The sequence below is a fragment of the Kocuria rhizosphaericola genome (assembly GCF_044462205.1).
GTDB lineage: Bacteria > Actinomycetota > Actinomycetes > Actinomycetales > Micrococcaceae > Kocuria > Kocuria rhizosphaericola.
Genome location: NZ_JBISWK010000046.1, coordinates 1 through 17,704 on the forward strand (window position 1 = coordinate 1; position 17,704 = coordinate 17,704).

The window sequence follows — 17,704 nt, forward strand, 5'->3', positions numbered from 1 at the left end:
CGCGCGGCTCCGGGGCGACCTGCTCGGCGGCGCCGAGGTCGAAGGTGCCCGTGAACGCGGACAGCCGGCCGAGCAGGCCGCGGTCGGGCGGGCTGAGCAGGGCGTAGGACCTCGCGACGACGGCGCGCAGCGGCCCGTGCGCTCCGTCGTCGAGCTGCAGGCCCGACCCGACCTCCTCGAGGACGGGCCGGACGCCGAGCGTCGCCGCCTGCACGGCGGCCAGCTCCAGGGCCAGCGGCACGCCGTCGAGGCGGCGGCACAGCTCGCCGATGTCGCGCAGGACCGGCGCGGGAAGGCGGGTGGCCGGCCGGACGCGGCGCAGCCGGTCGACGAACAGCCGCGCGGCGGCGGTGAGAGCGGCGCAGTCCGGTGCGTCCTCCGGGTCCGGGAGTGCCAGCGGGGCCAGCGGGAGGACCTGCTCGGCGGGCAGCTCCAGCCGGTGCCGGCTCGTGGCCAGGACGTGCACCCGTGGCGCGGTCCGGCCCACGGCCTCGAGGAGGCCGCGGACCTCGCCGAGGACGCGCTCGCAGCCGTCGAGGACGAGGACGAGCGAGGAGGACGCGAGGTACTCGAGCACCGCCGTCCGCAGCCCCCCGGTGGCGCCCAGGCCCAGTGCCGCCGCGACCCGAGCGTCCACCTGCGCGGGAACGGCGTCCTCGAGCTCGACCACCACGGCCGGCCGGGCGAGCCGCCGGGACAGCTCGGGCAGGGCCTCGGCGACGAGCCGGGTCTTGCCGACCCCGCCGGGACCGGTGACGCACACCAGGCGGTGCGCGGCCACGGCCCGCAGCAGCTCCTCGATGTCGTCCTCCCGGCCGACGAAGGCGTCCGCCGCCGGTTGCCAGGCGGGTGGCACCGCCCGAGCGGAGGGCACCGGCCGGGCGGGCGGCACTGGCCGGGCGGGCGACGGCGCCGGGCCCGGCGGCAGGTCGTGGCCGAGGATCCGCAGCTGCAGGTCCCGCAGGGCCGGCGAGGGGTCCAGGCCCAGCTCGTCGGCGAGGGTGCGGCGCAGCGCGGAGAACCTGTCGAGCGCCTCCGCCGCCCGCCCGGCGCGGTAGAGCGCGGTCATGAGCAGCTCGTGGGCGCCCTCCCGCAGCGGCTGCTCGGCGACGAGCTGTTCGAGCGCGGACACGGCGTCCTCGACGGCCCCGGTCCGCAGCGCCAGGACCGCGCGGTCCTCCACGGTCCGCAGCCGCAGCTCCTCCAGCTGTGCGGCCTCGGCCACCGCGAAACCGCGATCGGCGAACTCGGCGTACGCGGGGCCGCGCCACAGCGCCAGCGCCTCGTCGAGGGCATCGGCCGCCTGGTGCGGCGGCAGTCCGGCGGCCCGCCGGAGGAGCGCCGCGAAGCGGCCGGCGTCGACCGCCTCGGCCGGCAGCGCCAGGCAGTAGCCCGCCGGTCCCGCCCGCACGGCCTCACCGCCCAGGACCGCGCGCAGCCGGGACACCACGGTGTGCACGGCGCCGCGCGGCCGGGCCGGCACAGCATCATCACCCCACACCGCCGCGACGAGCCCGTCCACGGAGACCGGGTGCGGGGCGTGCACGGCGAGCGCGGCGAGAGCCGTCCGCGGCCGCGCGCCGGGCAGCGCGACGGGCGCCCCGGCGCGCCGGACCTCGAGCGCCCCCAGGACGCCGATCTCGACCGGGTCCCGTGCCATGTCCCCATTGTCCGCCGATGACCGCGCGATGAAAGGTCGGTGACAGGGCCGGGAAGCATCGTGGGCACCAGGCTCACGACCACGAAGGAGGTGCCGTCATGGTTGCTCGACCCACCACTGCCGGCGCGCTCACGCCCGAGGCGCTGGATCGCCTGCGGGGTCAGGTGCGCGGACGGATGTACCTGCCGGACGATCCGGGCTACGACGAAGCGCGCGCCGTGTACAACGCCATGATCGACAAACGGCCGGCGCTGGTCCTCCAGTGCCAGGACGTCGCCGACGTCATCGCGGGAGTCGCCGCCGCCCGGGACACCGGGCTGGACCTGGCCGTGCGCGGCGGCGGGCACAACGGTCCCGGCCTGGGCACCTGCGAGGGCGGGATCGTGCTGGACCTCGCCCCCATGGACGGGGTGCAGGTGGATCCCGCCGGCGCCCGCGCCGTCGTCGAGGGCGGGGCGCGCTGGGGCGACGTCGACCACGCCACGCACGCCTTCGGCCTCGCCTGCCCGTCCGGGATCATCTCCACCACCGGGGTCGGCGGGCTGACCCTCGGCGGCGGGATGGGTCATCTGACCCGCACGTACGGCCTGACCGTGGACAACCTGCTGGCCGCCGACGTCGTGCTCGCCGACGGCAGTCTCGTGACGGCGGACGCCGAGCACCACCCCGACCTGTTCTGGGCGCTGCGCGGCGGCGGGGGCAACTTCGGGGTGGTCACCGCGTTCACCTTCCGGCTCCACCCGGTCGGCACGGTCGTGGGCGGTCCCATGCTGTGGCCGGTCGAGCGGGCCGCGGAACTGCTGCGCTGGTACCGCGACTTCCTGCCCTCCGCCCCGGAGCACCTCAACGGGTTCTTCGCCTTCCACATCGTGCCGCCCGTTCCGCCGTTCCCCGAGGAGCTGCACCTGCAGAGGATGTGCGGGGTGGTGTGGTGCTGGACCGGCCCGGCGGAGGACGCCGAGGCCGCGCTCGCCCCGGCGCGCGCGCTGCAGCCGGCCCTGGACGGCGTGCAGCCGATGCCCTACCCGATGCTGCAGACGGCCTTCGACGCCCTCCTGCCGCCGGGCGACCAGTGGTACTGGCGGGCCGACTTCATCGGGGAGATCCCCGACGAGGCGGTGGAGCTGCACGCCGAGCACGGGGCGACGCTGCCGACGGTGCAGTCGACCATGCACCTGTACCCGATCGACGGCGCCGCCCACCGCACCGGACGCACGGACACCGCGTTCAGCTACCGCGACGCCACCTGGGCCATGGTGATCTCCGGGGTCGACCACGACCCCGCCAGGGCCGCGGAGCTGCGCGACTGGAGCGCGGGGTACTGGGACGCCATCCACCCGTACTCGCTCGGCGGCGCCTACGTGAACATGATCATGGAGGAGGGGCAGGACCGGGTGCGCGCCGGCTACCGGGAGAACTACGACCGGCTCCTGGCGGTGAAGCACCGCTACGACCCCGACAACCTCTTCCACGTCAACCAGAACATCCGCTGAGCCGCCGGGGCGGGCAGGGGACGACGGCGCTGCGCCCGCCCCGCGCCGGGAGCGGCCGATCCGAAGGAGCCCCCCATGGACACCGGCCCCCGTGTCCTCGTCGTCGGCGCCGGCCCCGCCGGCCTGGCCACCGCCGCCGCGCTGCGCGCCCGGGACGTGCCGGCCACCGTGCTCGAGCGCGGGCCGCAGCCCGGCGCGGCCTGGACGGGACGCTACGACAACCTGCGGTTCAACACCTCCCGGCGCCACTCCGCGCTGCCCGGGGCACCCTTCCCGCGCGAGTACGGCCAGTTCCCCACCCGCGACCAGTACATCGCCTACCTGCACCGCTTCGCCGCCGACCGCGGCCTGGCGGTCGAGACCGGCGTGGAGGTCCTCCGGATCCGCCCCGACAGTGGCGGCTGGTGCGTCACCACCTCGGCCGGCGAGCGGCACGCCGAGCACGTGGTGGTCGCGACCGGCGCCCTCAACCGGCCGAAGCTGCCGGCCTGGGCCACAGAGGACTTCGACGGCGAGGTCCTGCACTCCTCGGCCTACCGCAACCCCACACCCTTCGAGGGCCGCGCGGTGGTGGTCGCCGGTGCCGGCACCAGCGGGATGGAGATCGCCCACGAGCTCGCCGCCGGCGGTGCCCGGCGGGTGCTGCTGGCCGTGCGCACCCCGCCCAACATCCTCCTGCGGGAGCTCCACGGCGTGCCGGGCGATCTGCCGGTCCCGCTGCTCCTGCACCTGCCGGACGCGCTCGTGGACCGGCTGCTCTTCGCCCTCCAGCGGAAGACGGTCGGCGACCTCAGCGCCTACGGGCTGCCCCGCCCCACGGAGGGCACGATGGCCTCGATCAAGAGCCGCGGGGTCACCCCCGCGATCGTCGATCCGGAGGTCCTCGACGAGATCCGCGGCGGGGCGATCGAGTGCGTCCCCGCGGTGGTCGGGCTCGACGGCGACAGCGTGGTCCTGGCCGGCGGCCGGCGCGAGCCCGCCGCCGCCGTCATCGCCGCCACGGGGTACCGGACGGGCCTGGAGGACCTCGTGGGCGACCTCGGGGTGCTGGACGAGCGCGGACTGCCGCTGGACGGCACCGGCCGCGAGGTGGCTCCGGGCCTGCGGTTCGTCGGCTACGTGTTCCGCCCGGGCCTGACCGGGTACGTGGGGAAGATGGCGAAGCGGGTGGCGCGGGAGATCGCCGCCACGAGCTCATGACCGGATCGTTCACCGTGGCGGACGGATCGCCCTGCCCTTCTGCCCCACCGGCTTCAGGATGCCGGTCCCGCACCTCGAGCCGTAGGCGGGCCCACCACGTCGTACGTCGCGCAGATGAACGCCCGGTTGCGGGCTACGTCCTGGAGCTTCAGGTCGAACCTGCGGGGGAACAGCGGGCGGCCCGCCCCGAGAGTGACCGGCGCGATGGAGACCATGAGCTGGTCAAGCAGACCGGCCTCGGCGAACTGTGCGGCCAGATCCCCGCCGCCGACGACCCAGATGTCCTTCCCGCCGGCGGCGTCGGTGAGGGCGGCGTGGATCGGCGCCACCTCTCCCTGGGCGAAGCGGATGTCCGCCCCGGTGATGCCCGGCAGCTCCGCGTGGGAGACCACCCAGGTGGGCATGTCGTAGGGCCAGTCCTCGCCGGAGGCCTGCAGGTGCGCGCGGACCCACTCGTAGGTCGTGCGCCCCATCACGACCGCCCCGATCCCGGCGATGAACTCGTCGTAGCGGTGCGGGCCCTCGGGGTCGGAGTCCTGCAGGAACAGCCACTCCAGGGAGTCCTGCTCGTCGGCGAGGTAGCCGTCCAGGGTGGTGGCGGTGTAGAAGACGGTGCGGGTCATCGGAGGCCTCCTGTACGTCGTTGCAACCATTCGATGGGGTCCCCGGAATCGGGGGTGGCTCCGGCCTGGCGCAGCATCAGCCGGGCCAGCTGGCGCCGGTGCGCGGAGAACGTGAGCACGTGGGCGATCACGCTGCTGATGACGAAGCTCTCGGGCGGGTCGCACAGTGCGTCGATGATCCGGTCGTTCCACGCAGCTCTCCGGTCGATGTCCCGGACCATGGCCAGCCAGCGGGGGGCGATCTCCCGGTGCCGATCCGCCAGTGCTGCAGGATCATCATGGCCGGCGTCCGGGACGTCGTGTCCTTCGATGGCCGCCAGCCAGATCTCCTTGGTGAACACCAGGTGGACCAGCACCTGCGCGATCGACTCGTCGGGCCCGTCCCAGCCCAGGGGCGCACTGCCCGGCACCCGCACCCTGCGATAGTCCTCCTCGGACAATCCTCGTGCCAGCTGCAGCAGCTCCCCGACGTCCTCGACGTCGTGGTGCAGCATCAGTTCCGTCACGTCGGCCGCCGGCCGGACCGTTGCGGCTTCGTGGGCGTCGACCCAGAGCGAGGTCGGGGGGTGGAAGTGGATGCCGTTGGGAGCCGGCAACCAGTGGCTCGTGTTCCGTCCCGCCGTCGTGCTGGGGGGATGGCCGAACGCCTTGGTGAAGGCGCGCGTGAAACCGTCGACGGACTCGTATCCCGCCGCCCATGCCGCCTCGGTCACTGATCGGCCCGTCCCCAGTTCCCAGGCTGCCCGCTCCAGCAGAACCCGGCGCCGCATCGTCACCGGCGGCTCGCCGGCCCCGCGCGAGAGCTGGCGACTGAAGTGGTACGGCGAGGAACAGGCGCCACCGGCCATGTCCTCGAGGGTGCGGTTGTTCTCGTCGAGCACCGCGTCGAGCAGTTCACGCAGTCGATCCCGTTGCTGATCCGCCATGTTCCCAGTCTGACCGGCCCATGCACGGAAGCGCCCGACCGTCCTTGCTCACCACAGCCGTGTGATGCCGTGCCGGTCCGCGATCCGGCGCGCGATGTTGGCTCGCCGACGACCTCAGCGACGTTCGGGAAGGTGCCATGCCTCCGTGGTCTGGTCGTTCCAGACCAGCAGGTGTTCCTCAGGCAATCGCGGGCAATGCTGCCCTGATGACCCCGGCCAGGTCCTTCTCGACGCCGTGTGCTTCGCGCTGATGGTGGGCTCCGGTGCCCTCTCGCAAGATGGTGGCCAGCACGGGCTCCACCGCGTCCAGCTCGTCGTATTCGGTGAGCACCGGGTGCAGGAGCTCCAGGAGATGGGTCACCACGTCGCCGGCAGGGGCGGGAGTGCCGGTGTGCGGGTTGATGAGGTAGCTCTCGACGCCGCAGCGGCTGGCCTGCCACATCCATGCCCGCAGCACGGAGGTGGGTACCGGGGCCGGCGGGTGCCCGGCCTGCCAGCGGCGGGCGCTGGTTTCGGCCAGAGCCCGCACCAGGGTCGCGAGCACCGCGGCGTGCTCGGGGTCCCAGCAGACATCGGCCACCCGGATCTCCACGGTGGGGTGGTGCTCGCTCAGGCGGGCATCGAAGTAGAACATGCCGGCGTCCAGGGTCGCCCGGGAGGCCAGCAGGTGTTCGCAGTGGCGGTCGTAGGCGGTCGCGCTGCCGAACACGTCGGTGGGCCCGGACGCGGGCCACCGGTTCAGGAGCTGGTACCGGTAGCTGTGGAAGCCGGTGTCGGTGCCGTCCCAGAACGGGGAGTTGCTGCTCAGCGCCAGCAGGGACGGCAACCAGATCCGCGCCCGGTCCAGGATCGCGACCCCTTCCGCACGGGAGTCGATCTGCACGTGGACGTGGAAACCACCGGTCAGCTGCTGGCGGGCGGTGATCCCGCCCCAGGCGGCGATCTGTTCGAATCGGTGATCGGGCACCAGGTGGGTGGTGGCCGGGGCCGGTGCGGTGGCCAGGGCCACCGCCCGCCCACCCACCTCACGGGCCGCGGCGTCAGCCAGGGCCCGTCCGGCCCGGATGGTCGCCAGTTGTTCGCCCAAGGTGGTGCACGGCGGGTTGATGACCTCCAGTTGTTCCTGCTGAAACTCCACGCTGAGCCGGTGCCCGGTGGGGATGGGCCCGCGGGAGTGGTCGGCGAGATACTCCCCGATCGGCATCGGCTGCAAAGAGGACGCCTCGATCAGCAGGAGCTCTTCTTCTACACCGAAACTTCGCACGCCGTCGATGCTCTCACCTCAGGGGGCCGCGGCGACACCGGCGGGTGCGGTGACCGCCCCGTGATGTGTGCCGGCGACTCGGGCGTGCGTCAGGCGATGGCGCCGCGCTCTGTCCTGGCCCGCGGAAGTGGGGTCAGGATTGCGAGGCATTACTCCGGATTGTCCACGGAGACCGGGTTGTCATCGTCCGGTTCCGTTTCGGCAGCCTGTCCCTCGGTGCCGGCGTCCTCAGGTGTCCGCTCGCTCAAGCGGTGCTCGACGGCTTGATTGAACTGTTCAGCGCCTTCCGGATCAGCCAGCCCGTCCGATGTGTCGGCGGCTGGGCTCGGTCGCTCCTCTGGGTTCTCGTCTTCTGACGTGGAGGGGCGGGGGTCATCTGGGGTGGAGTTCATCGCTTGCCTTTCGTCTGGGCCGGCAGCTCCACGCCTCCTCGCCCGGCCCCCGGGAGACCTTGGGCATTCAGGGGTCTCTTGGTGTGGGGGCACCGCGGCGGGGTGTGGTGGCCACCGTGAACAACCCGGATCATTGGTCCGGGTCAGGAGGACCGTGGATCTTTCCCTTCAGGATGCTCACCATGGATCATCCCCGCTCTCGTTCCTATCGCGATCTGACCTGCGGTGACAAGAGCCGCGCCAGCACCGTCTCGGGCCCAGGCCGTCCCCGAGGCAAGTTGCGTCCCCGAAGGCACGTAGGTCCCCAGGCTGATTCTCGTCACCACGCCACGGCTGCCCGCCGGCCAGGAGGTCGACCCCGCGCTGATCTTCCACGGCGGCATCTTCGCGGAGGACGGGCTCGGGATGGCCGAGCAGCTGCTCGCCCTCCCACGTCCCAGGGCATGCCCGTCGAGCTGCTCGTCCGCGCCTCGACCAGTGGCCCCGCCCCCTTGACGGACCAGGGAGCGCCCCCGGACGCGTGAGTTCTCCTGCCATCGCATGCGCGGCAGGCGCGGCAGGCGCGCACGATTGCGCAATCGATTGCGAAAATCGTTGACCCGGGCAGTCCCACCCCTTAGCCTTCGTGGCACGGCTCACATCCGCGGCGGCGCCCGGCCGGGACCACCCCTCGGGCACCACCGCGGGGGACAACGACCGGTGCGACACCGGGAGGAGCCACCGCCCACCGGCGCGTCGCCGGGAGCATCGCTGCCAGCGGACCTCCAGCAGCGGCTCCGTTCCCGGCCGACGTCCGACATCTCCGAGGGAGGGCCCCGATGCCGTTCGACGTGGTGGAGACGACGCAGCGGGTCGAGGAGCAGATCGACCGGCTCTCCCGGCTGCGCTCCGAGGACCGGCCGGGCTGGACCCGGCAGGTCTTCAGCGAGCCCTACCGGGAGTCCCGCGAGTGGGTCGCCGCGGCCATGCGGGACGCGGGCCTGGAGGTCCACCGGGACGCCGCCGGCAACGTGATCGGCCGGCTGGCCGGCACGAACCCCTCCGCGCCGGCCCTCATGACGGGCTCCCACACGGACACCGTCGACGGCGGGGGCCGCTTCGACGGGATGGTCGGGGTGCTCGGCGCCATCGAGGCCGCCCGCAGCCTCCGCGAGTCCGGCACCCCGCTGAGCCGGGACCTGCTCGTCGTCGACTTCCTCGGCGAGGAGTCCAACGAGTACGGGCTCAGCTGCCTCGGCAGCCGGACCATGGCGCAGGAGATGACCGCCGCTGACCTCGACCGGCGCAATCCCTCCGGGCAGACGCTGGGAAGCGTGTACGAGGCCTTCGGTCTCGACCCGTCCGCCCTGCTGGACTCCGCCCGCGTGGCCCCGGGGCCGCTGCACGGGTACGTGGAGCTGCACATCGAGCAGGGACCGACCCTCGAGCAGGAGGGCACCCAGATCGGTGTGGTCACCTCCATCGCCGGGATCGAGCGCTTCGTCGCCCACTTCGCCGGCCGCGAGGACCACGCCGGCACCCGCCCGGTCGCGGACCGGCACGACGCCATGGTCGCCGCCGCCCAGGCCGTCCTGGCCGTGCGCAGCGAGGGCTGCGGCGCCTCCGGCGTCGCCACCACCACGCACGTGCGCAACCGCTCCTCCTCCCCGAACGTGGTGCCCAGCGCGGTGGACGTCTCCGGCGAGCTGCGCAGCATCGACCGGTCGTGGCTGACCGGGGCCAAGCGGCGCCTGGGCGAGCAGATCCTCAGCACCTCCCGCGAGTACGGCGTGGACGTGGCCTTCGACTGGACCTCGGACAACGAGATCGTCGACGTCCACCCGCGCTCCTACGACCTCGTCGCGGCCACGACGACGGAGCTGGGCTACTCCTGGCGGCCTGTGCCCAGCGGAGCCACGCACGACGCCGTGCACCTGGCCTCGCTCGCACCGATGGCGATGATCTTCATCCCCTCCCGCGACGGGCGCAGCCACTGCCCGGAGGAGTGGACCGACGCCGCGGACATCGGCCGCGGCGTCCACGTCCTGGCGCAGGCCCTCCGCACCCTCGACACCGCCCGCCTGTGACGGCGCGGCACACCCCGACAGCCCAGCCGGCACCGACCCTCGAGCTCCCGTTCCGACACCCCGTTCTGGAGGGACCCGCATGAGACCCCTGTCCGAGTACGTCAACCTCCCCTTCCTGTGGATCTGCGCCTTCGGCGTGTTCGCCGTGATCATCCTGCAGACCGTCATCTACGTGCGGGCCGCCCGAGCCGTGGGGGCGGACGTGGGCTTCACCAAGGACGACCTCCGCCGCTCCTTCAAGTCCGGCGGCATCGCGGCGATCGGCCCCTCCCTCGCGGTGGTCGTCGTGGCCATCGCCCTGCTGCCGCTGTTCGGCGCCCCCGCCGTGCTCGTGCGCATCGGCCTGGTCGGCTCGGCCGCCACCGAGACCTCCTCCGCCAACCTGGCGGCCGGGACCATGGACGCCGAGCTCGGCGGCGCGGGCTGGTCCCCGGAGGTCTTCTCCGTCGCGTTCCTGGCCATGAGCCTTTCGGGCGGGCTGTGGATGCTGGCCACCCTGATCCTCACACCCATGCTCAAGCGGGGTGACACGAAGCTCCGGTCCGTGAACCCCGCGCTGATGGCCATCGTGCCCTCGGCGGCGCTGCTGGCGGCGTTCGCGTCCCTGGGCGTCGCCGAGCTGCCCAAGGGCAATGTCCACATCATCACCGTGGCCACGTCGGCCCTGGTGATGGCCGTGTGCCTGGTCCTGACCAGACGCCTGAACGCCCCGTGGCTGCGCGAGTGGGGCCTCGGCTTCTCGATCATCATCGGGCTGATCGTGGCCTACTTCGCCCACGGCGCCGGCCTGGGCCCCTCCGCCTGACCCCTCAGCGACCTCAGGAGTTCCCATGGCAGCTTCCGCCAGCGCACCCGCCGCCTCCTACGCGGCCTACGACCGCACCACGTCCCGATGGGGCCGGATCACCATGACCGTGGGCCTGCTGCTCTCCTGGGCAGGCCCCGCCTACCTGCTGTTCTTCAGCGGCATCGAGATCCCCCTGTCCACGATCGTCACGGCCTTCCTGGCCGTGGCCGCGGTCTTCGCCGTCCTCGCCGTCGTCGAGCCCCTCACCTACTACCCGGTCCTCGGGCCGGCCGCGATGTACCAGGCGTTCATGATCGGCAACATCGCCAACAAGCTGCTGCCCTCGGCGATCGTGGCCCAGGCCGCCATCGACGCCAAGCCCGGCACCCGCCGCTCGGAGCTGGCCGCCGTGATGGCGATCTGCGGCGCCGCCGTGGTGCACATCTTCTCGCTGCTGGTCTTCGTCGGCGTCCTCGGCACCTGGCTCGTCAGCATCGTCCCCGAGTCGATCACCGAGGTCGCCCAGCTCTACATCTTCCCGGCCATCATCGGCGCCGTGATCGTCCAGCTGGCCGCCTACGTCAAGCAGCCGCGCATCACCGTCATCGCGCTCGCCGTCGGCGCGGTCGTCCAGCTGCTGCTCGTGCCCGTCATGGGGCCGATGTTCCGCAACTTCGCGACCGCCGTGGTCGTGCTGCTCACGATGGTGCTGGCCTGGGTGCTGCGCAACCGGAAGACCCTGCACGCCGGCCCCGGGGACGAAGCCCTGCTGTGACGCCACGACCCTCCCTGACGGGCCACCCCGCAACCCACCCACGAAAGGACGTCATGACCACCACCGTTCCCGAGGTCCCCGCCGCGCTGCGCGAGGACCTGCACGAGCTCTACCGTCACCTGCACCGGACCCCGGAGCTGTCCATGCAGGAGCACGCGACCGCCGAGCTGATCCGCGGCCGCATGGAGGCGCTGGGCTGTGAGTCGTTCCTGTGCGGCGGTACCGGCGTCGTCGCCGTCCTGCGCAACGGAGAGGGCCCCGTCGTCGGCTTCCGCGCCGACACGGACGCCCTGCCCCTGGCCGAGGACACCGGCCTCGACTACGCCTCCACGGCCCGCGGCACCCTGCCCGACGGCACCGAGGTGCCGGTCATGCACGCGTGCGGCCACGACACCCACATCACGAGCGCCATCGGCGCCGCGACCCTGCTCGCCGGCGACCGCGACGCGTGGTCGGGAACGGTCGTCTTCCTCTTCCAGCCCGGTGAGGAGACCGCCGAGGGCGCCCTGGCCATGCTGGAGGACGGGCTGTGGGACCGGGCGCCGCGCCCCGAGGTCGTCTACGGTCAGCACGTGTGGCCGGGCCGCACCGGGCAGGTCGAGATCTCCACCGGACCGGCCATGGCGATGGCCGACAGCTGGCGGGTCACGGTGCACGGGCGCGGCGGGCACGGCTCCCGCCCCGAGGACACGATCGACCCGGTCGTGCTGGCCGCCCACATGGTGGTGCGGATGCAGAGCGTCATCTCCCGCGAGGTCCCGGCCCAGCAGGCCGCCGTCATCACCATCGCGACCTTCCACGCGGGGCTGAAGGAGAACATCATCCCCCCGACGGCGGTGTTCACCGTCAACGTCCGCAACCTCGACCCCGAGGTCCGGGAGAAGGTGCTCGCCGCGCTGCGGCGGGTGATCCGCGCGGAGGCCGACGCCTCGGGGGCACCGGCCCCGGAGATCGAGGAGCTCTACACCTTCCCCCTGCTCGTCAACGACGCCGAGGAGACGGCCGCGCTCAAGCAGGCGCTCGGAGCCGCCCTGGGCGAGGAGAACGTGCTGGACCGTCCCGCCCAGATGGGCAGCGAGGACTTCGGGCACCTGCCCGACGCCATCGGGGTGCCCGGCGTCTACTGGTTCTTCGGGGGAACGCCCGACGACGTGCTCGCCGGCGACGAGCCGGTGCCGACCAACCACTCGCCCTTCTTCGCCCCGGTCATGGAGCCGACCCTGACCACGGGCGTGACGGCCGCGACCACGGCGATCCTCTCCCGCGTGGGCGTCGCCCGATGACCGCCCGCGCGGACACCTCCCTGCTCGAACTCTCCGCCCGGGAGCTCTCGGCCGCGATCCGGCAGCGGAGCGTGTCCGCGCGGGAGGTCCTCGACGCCCACTTCGCCCGGATCGACGCCGTGAACCCGGCGGTCAACGCCGTGGTCACCCAGGTGCGGGAGGCCGCCCAGCAGGCCGCCTCCCGGGCGGACGAGCTGACCGCCGCCACGCCCGCCGAGGAGCTGCCGCCCCTGCACGGGGTGCCCATGACCCACAAGGACACCCACGCGGTCCGGGGCGTCCGCACCACCCTGGGCTCGCCCCTGTACGCAGAGCAGGTCCCCGACCACGACGACCTCGTCGTGGCCCGGTTCCGGGCGGCCGGGGTGATCAGCACCGGGAAGAACAACGTGCCGGAGTTCGCCGCCGGCTCCCACACCTTCAACGAGCTCTTCGGCACCACGCACAACCCGTACGACCGCACCCGCAGCGCCGGCGGATCCAGCGGCGGGGCGGCCGCGGCGATCGCCGCCCGGATCCAGCCGCTGGGCGACGGCTCCGACATGGGCGGATCGCTGCGCAACCCGGCGGCGTTCTGCAACGTCGTCGGGTTCCGGCCCTCCGCCGGGGTCCTGCCCCTCGCCCCCTCGCCCGACGCCTGGGCGTGGCTCGCCCGCACCGGGCCGATCGCCCGCAGCGTGGACGACGTCGTCCTGGCGATGTCCGTGCTCGCCGGACCCGACCCGCGGGTCCCCCTGGCCTGTCCAGTGGAACGGGCGGCCTTCCGGATCCTGGCCGCCCAGGATCTCCCCGAGCCCGATGCCCGGCCCCTGGCCGGGGTGCGGATCGGGCTGACCACAGACTTCGGGCTGGGCGTGCCGGTCGAGCCGGAGGTCCTCGACGTGCTTCGCGAGCAGGCGCAGGTGTTCGAACAGCTCGGGGCCGTGGTCGAGGAGGCCGTCCCGGACCTGTCCGCGGCCGACGAGGTGTTCGACACGACCCGCGCCTTCGACATGGCCACGATGCTGCGCGACACCCTCGCCGAGCACCGGGAGCAGGTGAAGCCGGAGGTCGTCTGGAACGTCGAGAAGGGCATGGCCCTCACCGGCCCGCAGCTCATGGACGCCGCGCTCGCGCGCACCCGCCTGCACGAGGCGACCCGGGCGTTCTTCGGCGAGCACGACCTGCTCCTGTGCCCGACCACCCAGGTCCTGCCGTTCCCGTCCGAGGAGCGGTGGCCGCGCACCGTGGCCGGGGTGGAGATGCAGACCTACGTGGAGTGGATGCGCTCGGCCACCCTGATCTCGGCCACGGGCTGCCCCGCGGTCTCGGTGCCGGGCGGGTTCAGCCCGGGCGGCCTGCCGGTCGGGCTGCAGCTGGTCGCCGGCCACGGCCGGGACGTCGAACTGCTGCGCGCCGCCCGCGCGTACGACGTCGCGACCCGCCACGCGGACCGGGCGCCCGTGCTCTGAGCCGAGGCGGACGAGGTCTTCTGGTGCCAGTTCGCCACGGACCGCGAGAGCTCGTGGGCGGCGCTCATCGCGAGGTCCGGCCGCCCGGCGCGGATGTGTGGGGCGGCTCCCTGTTCCTCAGGGCGCTCGGAATCGGTTTCGCCGCGGTGCACCTGCGCGACCACGAGCGCTGGTGGACGATCGTCCCCGCCGGGGTGAGGCTGACCTCGGCGCTGCCCGCGTCCTGGGACGCAACGGAGGCCGGGGCGCGCGTTTGGGGTCTTGTTCTTTGCCGGCCTCACGCTTGGCCCTCGTGCTCGTGGCAATGCGCACCCCGTGGACCGGTCCGCGCCGGTGGGCGTGGATCCCCGTCGCGACCCTCGCGGTGCTTGCCGCCCGCGAGGCCACCGCACTGCTGAGCGTCTTCAACTACTGGTGGTCACTGGCCCTCATCCCCGGCGGCAGGTTCCTGCTGTGGCGGGTGCTGAGGCGGCGGCGCGTCCCGGAGCCGGTCGAGGTGAATAGCGAACGGGCACCGTCAACGAGCTCGCCGCCTGGCGCCTCAGCGGCGTCGCGGGCCTCATGGGGTGTGTCCTCGAGCAGTTTCTGGTGCTCGAGGCCGCCACCGGCTCGCCCCGCCACCGGGAGACGTGGCGGCGGCTGCGCTTCGTCGTGGACCAGGCCCGCGCCTGGGGCACCGCCACGCACGGGAGCCTGCGCGACTACCTGCGCTGGGCCGAGACCCAGATGGAGGAGGGCGCCCGGGTCAAGGAGGCCGTGGTCCCCGAGACCGACGCGAAGGCCGTGCGGATCACCACGGTGCACGCGGCCAAGGGCCTGGAGTACCCCGTAGTGATCCTGGCCGGGACCGGGTCCACGCCGCGGTCAGGCACCCACCACGTGCTCTTCGCCGAGGACGGGGCGATGGAGGTCTCCCTCAAGAAGGGGCTGACCACCGCCCGCCACCAGGAGCTCGCGGAGCACGCGAAGGACATGCTCGCGGCCGAGCGGCTGCGGCTGCTGTACGTGGCGTGCACCCGGGCGCAGAGCCACCTGGTGGTGTCGCTGTACACGGCCTCGGAGAAGGGCGAGTCCTCGCATGCCGCGCAGCTGCGCAGGGCGCACGTAGCCGACACGCCTGAGCTGCCGTTCGTACCAGTCGAGAGCGTCCTACGCCGGGCCGAGGCCGTCCCGGCGGAGCGGTCCTGGGACGAGGTGCTCGCCGACTGGACCGCGGTGAGCGACCGATGGGTCGAGACGTCCCGGATCGAGGGCAGCCGGTCGGTGACCCGGGTGGCCCACGCTGCCCCGCCTGCTCCGGCGAGCGGGAGCGGAATTGCTGTCCCCTCGCCCTCCCCTGCGGAGACCCCGACCGACGACGACGCCGCTCCCGCCGCACCGGGGCTCCCGGCCCTCGCCGAGCCCGAGCGGCTCGTGCCGCTGGAGAGGCCGCCCGTGGAGTCCCGCAGTCCGTTGATCCACGGCCCAGAGTTCGGCACGGCCCTGCACCGGCTGATGGAGCTGTGCGACCTCACGGACCGGGCATCGCTCGACCGCCACGCCCCCGTCGTCGCCGAGCTGCACGGTCTGCCGGACACCGAGGCCCTGCTCACCTGCGCCCGCATCGCCTGGGATTCCGGCCCCGTGCGGGCGGCCGCCGCGGGCGAGCACTGGAAGGAGCTGCCGGTCGCCACCGCGGACGAGGACGGCGCGGTGCTCGAAGGCGTCGTCGACCTACTGTACCGGGAGCCGGGCGGGGACTACGTGATCGTGGCCTACAAGACGGACATGGCGCTCGCCCAGGTGAGCCAGGAGGTCTACCGGCAGCAGCTGTCCCTCTACGCTGGCCAGCTGGAGGGCATCACCGGCGGTCGCGTGCGGGAGCTGGTGCTGGTGTGCTGCCAGCCGACGGTGCGGCAAGCGCTGGCGTATGAGCACGTCGGAGGCTGAGCCGGAGCTTGCCGACCTGGAGCTGGTTAGCAACTACAGGCGGAAATGCGGTCCTTCGAATCCAAGCGGGGGTCGGTTTGCTCGGACAAGATCAGTGAACACCGGCGGCCATCGCTCCTGGCGGTGGACCCATACCAACACTTGGTTACGAAGGCCCAGCCCGGGCCCATCGAGGATCCGCGTGAGTCCCGTCCAATCGTGCATCTATGCAGAACCTTGCCGCTGGCCAGCGCTGGCGCAATAGATTGATAAGTCACCCGATGCACCAACGCACATCGCTTTACCGCGCCGTACCACGGCGATAGGCCCATATCGGCCGAACGGGAGTTCAAACAGATGCGAGAAATCCAGTGCCTAATTGTCCGGTAACTGCCGTTATGTAAAGTTCTGGCCTGAACACCCCTCACCTAACCCACTAGGAATCACCCACTCCCTCGTCCGTAGCTCGGCAGGATCGCCGCTCTCGCGACAAAGAGGACCTCTGTCGGCGGTGCACCGAGAGGCTCCCCCACGACACCGAAGCTACGGTCACCCATTCGAATTACGTATCAATGAGCGCCGATTATGTCTCACTAATGCACCAAAAGAGGGTATTGAGCTTGAGCGATGATCCATACTGGAGCCTCCACATATGACGTGCGCCATATCCTTGGGGGAACTCCATGTCTGCTTCTGGGTCCGATGACCATGCCCGCTCACCGGGAGGCATCTCCCGTCGCCGCGCGCTCGGTCTGGCCTCCGCCCTCGGGCTGACGCCACTGGGGGTCACCGCCTGCGCCCCGGGCAGCGCAGCCTCTTCCTCCGGTGGAAGCGCCACCGCCTCGGCGACCTCGACCGCTCCCGGCCGTGCTGCGGGCCGGGACCCGCTGACCACCGACGCACGGAACCGGATCGTGCTGCTGGGCACCAGCGGCGGACCGCCCTGGTGGAACGACTCCCACCGCGAAGGCGTCGCCTCCGCGGTCGTGGCCGGGGACAAGTACTACCTCGTCGACGCCGGCGACGGGGTGGGCAAACAGATCAAGAAAGCCAGGCTGGGCACCTGGGACAAGGACATGCGCGGCCCCCTGGACGCCCTCGAGGCCGTGTTCCTCACCCACCTGCACTCGGACCACATCTCCGATCTCTACAACATCTTCGGCACCGGCCTGCAGAACGGCGTGACCGTGCCCGACCGGGTGCTGCAGGTCTTCGGCCCGGGCAACCGCGGGGCCCTGCCGGTCAACTACAAGGGCGAGCAGATCCCCGCAGACCAGGTGGTCAATCCGGCCAACCCGACTCCGGGCACCCGGGAGACGATCGAGGCGATGATGAAGACCTTCGCCACGGACTTCAACGACCGGATCATCGACTCCGGCTACCCCCCGCCCCGGGAGTTCTTCGTCGGCCGGGACATCGCTCTGCCGACCGAGCTGACCGATGACCCCAATGGGGATCCGCACCCGCGGATGCGCCCGATCGAGGTCTACGAGGACGACCGGGTCAAGGTCACCGCGACCCTCGTCCAGCACGCCCCGGTGTTCCCGGCCTTCGCCTACCGCTTCGACACCGACACCGGCTCCGTGACCTTCTCCGGGGACACCAGCCCGAGTGAGAACCTGGTGGAGCTGGCGAGGGGCTCGGACGTCCTCGTGCACGAGGCGATCGCCGAGGAGTGGGTCGGCCAGCATCACCCCGCCCCACGCGACGCGAACTCCGAGGCCGAGTACCAGCACCTGATCGGAGCGCACACCACCATCGAGGACGTCGGAGGGGTGGCCGAACGCGCCGGGGTGAAGACCCTGGTGCTCAATCACCTCGTGCCCGGCAACTGGCCGGTCGAGAAGTGGGAGAAGGCCGGCGAGAACTTCTCCGG

General features: G+C 72.3%; 14 protein-coding genes. 9 read left to right on the forward strand and 5 right to left on the reverse strand.

From position 1 onward, the window contains the following. A partial coding sequence (locus ACH9D2_RS05275; protein WP_396361705.1) for a BTAD domain-containing putative transcriptional regulator occupies positions 1–1,660 on the reverse strand: 1,660 nt, incomplete at its 3' end. A 98-nt stretch (positions 1,661–1,758) separates the two neighbouring features. On the opposite strand from ACH9D2_RS05275, the gene ACH9D2_RS05280 reads away from it, so the two are divergent. Beyond that, the gene (locus ACH9D2_RS05280) at positions 1,759–3,153 is read left to right on the forward strand and encodes an FAD-binding protein (RefSeq protein WP_396361706.1); all 1,395 of its coding nucleotides are present in this window, start codon (positions 1,759–1,761) and stop codon (positions 3,151–3,153) included. A gap of 75 nt (positions 3,154–3,228) precedes the next feature. Further along, positions 3,229–4,353, forward strand: a complete 1,125-nt coding sequence (locus ACH9D2_RS05285; protein ID WP_396361707.1) for an FAD-dependent oxidoreductase — start codon at positions 3,229–3,231, stop codon at positions 4,351–4,353. A 53-nt stretch (positions 4,354–4,406) separates the two neighbouring features. Here ACH9D2_RS05285 and ACH9D2_RS05290 read toward each other — a convergent pair whose 3' ends face one another. From ACH9D2_RS05290 to ACH9D2_RS05305, 4 genes are all read right to left on the reverse strand, one after another. Beyond that, positions 4,407–4,976, reverse strand: coding sequence for a dihydrofolate reductase family protein (locus ACH9D2_RS05290; protein ID WP_396361708.1), 570 nt, complete (start codon positions 4,974–4,976; stop codon positions 4,407–4,409). Further along, positions 4,973–5,902 (reverse strand): helix-turn-helix domain-containing protein, encoded by a 930-nt coding sequence (locus tag ACH9D2_RS05295; protein ID WP_396361709.1) that lies wholly within the window; start codon positions 5,900–5,902, stop codon positions 4,973–4,975. The genes ACH9D2_RS05290 and ACH9D2_RS05295 overlap by 4 nt, the downstream gene beginning before the upstream one ends. A gap of 178 nt (positions 5,903–6,080) precedes the next feature. Next, positions 6,081–7,166 carry a glutamate--cysteine ligase gene (locus ACH9D2_RS05300; protein WP_396361710.1) on the reverse strand — a complete coding sequence of 362 codons (1,086 nt, stop codon included), beginning with the start codon at positions 7,164–7,166 and terminating at the stop codon, positions 6,081–6,083. Between the two features lie 149 nt (positions 7,167–7,315). Beyond that, a complete protein-coding gene (locus ACH9D2_RS05305; protein ID WP_396361711.1) occupies positions 7,316–7,558 on the reverse strand; it encodes a hypothetical protein in 243 nt (80 codons plus the stop codon). An 818-nt stretch (positions 7,559–8,376) separates the two neighbouring features. On the opposite strand from ACH9D2_RS05305, the gene ACH9D2_RS05310 reads away from it, so the two are divergent. From ACH9D2_RS05310 to ACH9D2_RS05340, 7 genes are all read left to right on the forward strand, one after another. Beyond that, positions 8,377–9,624, forward strand: coding sequence for a M20 family metallo-hydrolase (locus tag ACH9D2_RS05310; protein ID WP_396361712.1), 1,248 nt, complete (start codon positions 8,377–8,379; stop codon positions 9,622–9,624). Positions 9,625–9,703: 79 nt separating this feature from the next. Next, complete coding sequence (locus tag ACH9D2_RS05315) at positions 9,704–10,429, forward strand: DUF5058 family protein (RefSeq protein ID WP_396361713.1); 726 nt, start codon at positions 9,704–9,706, stop codon at positions 10,427–10,429. 25 nt (positions 10,430–10,454) lie between these two features. Next, positions 10,455–11,186 (forward strand): hypothetical protein, encoded by a 732-nt coding sequence (locus ACH9D2_RS05320; RefSeq protein WP_396361714.1) that lies wholly within the window; start codon positions 10,455–10,457, stop codon positions 11,184–11,186. Between the two features lie 53 nt (positions 11,187–11,239). Next, a complete protein-coding gene (locus ACH9D2_RS05325) occupies positions 11,240–12,469 on the forward strand; it encodes an amidohydrolase (protein ID WP_396361715.1) in 1,230 nt (409 codons plus the stop codon). Further along, complete coding sequence (locus ACH9D2_RS05330) at positions 12,466–13,920, forward strand: amidase (protein ID WP_396361716.1); 1,455 nt, start codon at positions 12,466–12,468, stop codon at positions 13,918–13,920. The genes ACH9D2_RS05325 and ACH9D2_RS05330 overlap by 4 nt, the downstream gene beginning before the upstream one ends. 561 nt (positions 13,921–14,481) lie before the next feature. After that, positions 14,482–15,849, forward strand: a complete 1,368-nt coding sequence (locus ACH9D2_RS05335) for a 3'-5' exonuclease (RefSeq protein WP_396361717.1) — start codon at positions 14,482–14,484, stop codon at positions 15,847–15,849. Between the two features lie 662 nt (positions 15,850–16,511). After that, positions 16,512–17,704: MBL fold metallo-hydrolase (locus ACH9D2_RS05340; protein WP_396361718.1), on the forward strand; the 1,193-nt coding region annotated here is incomplete at its 3' end.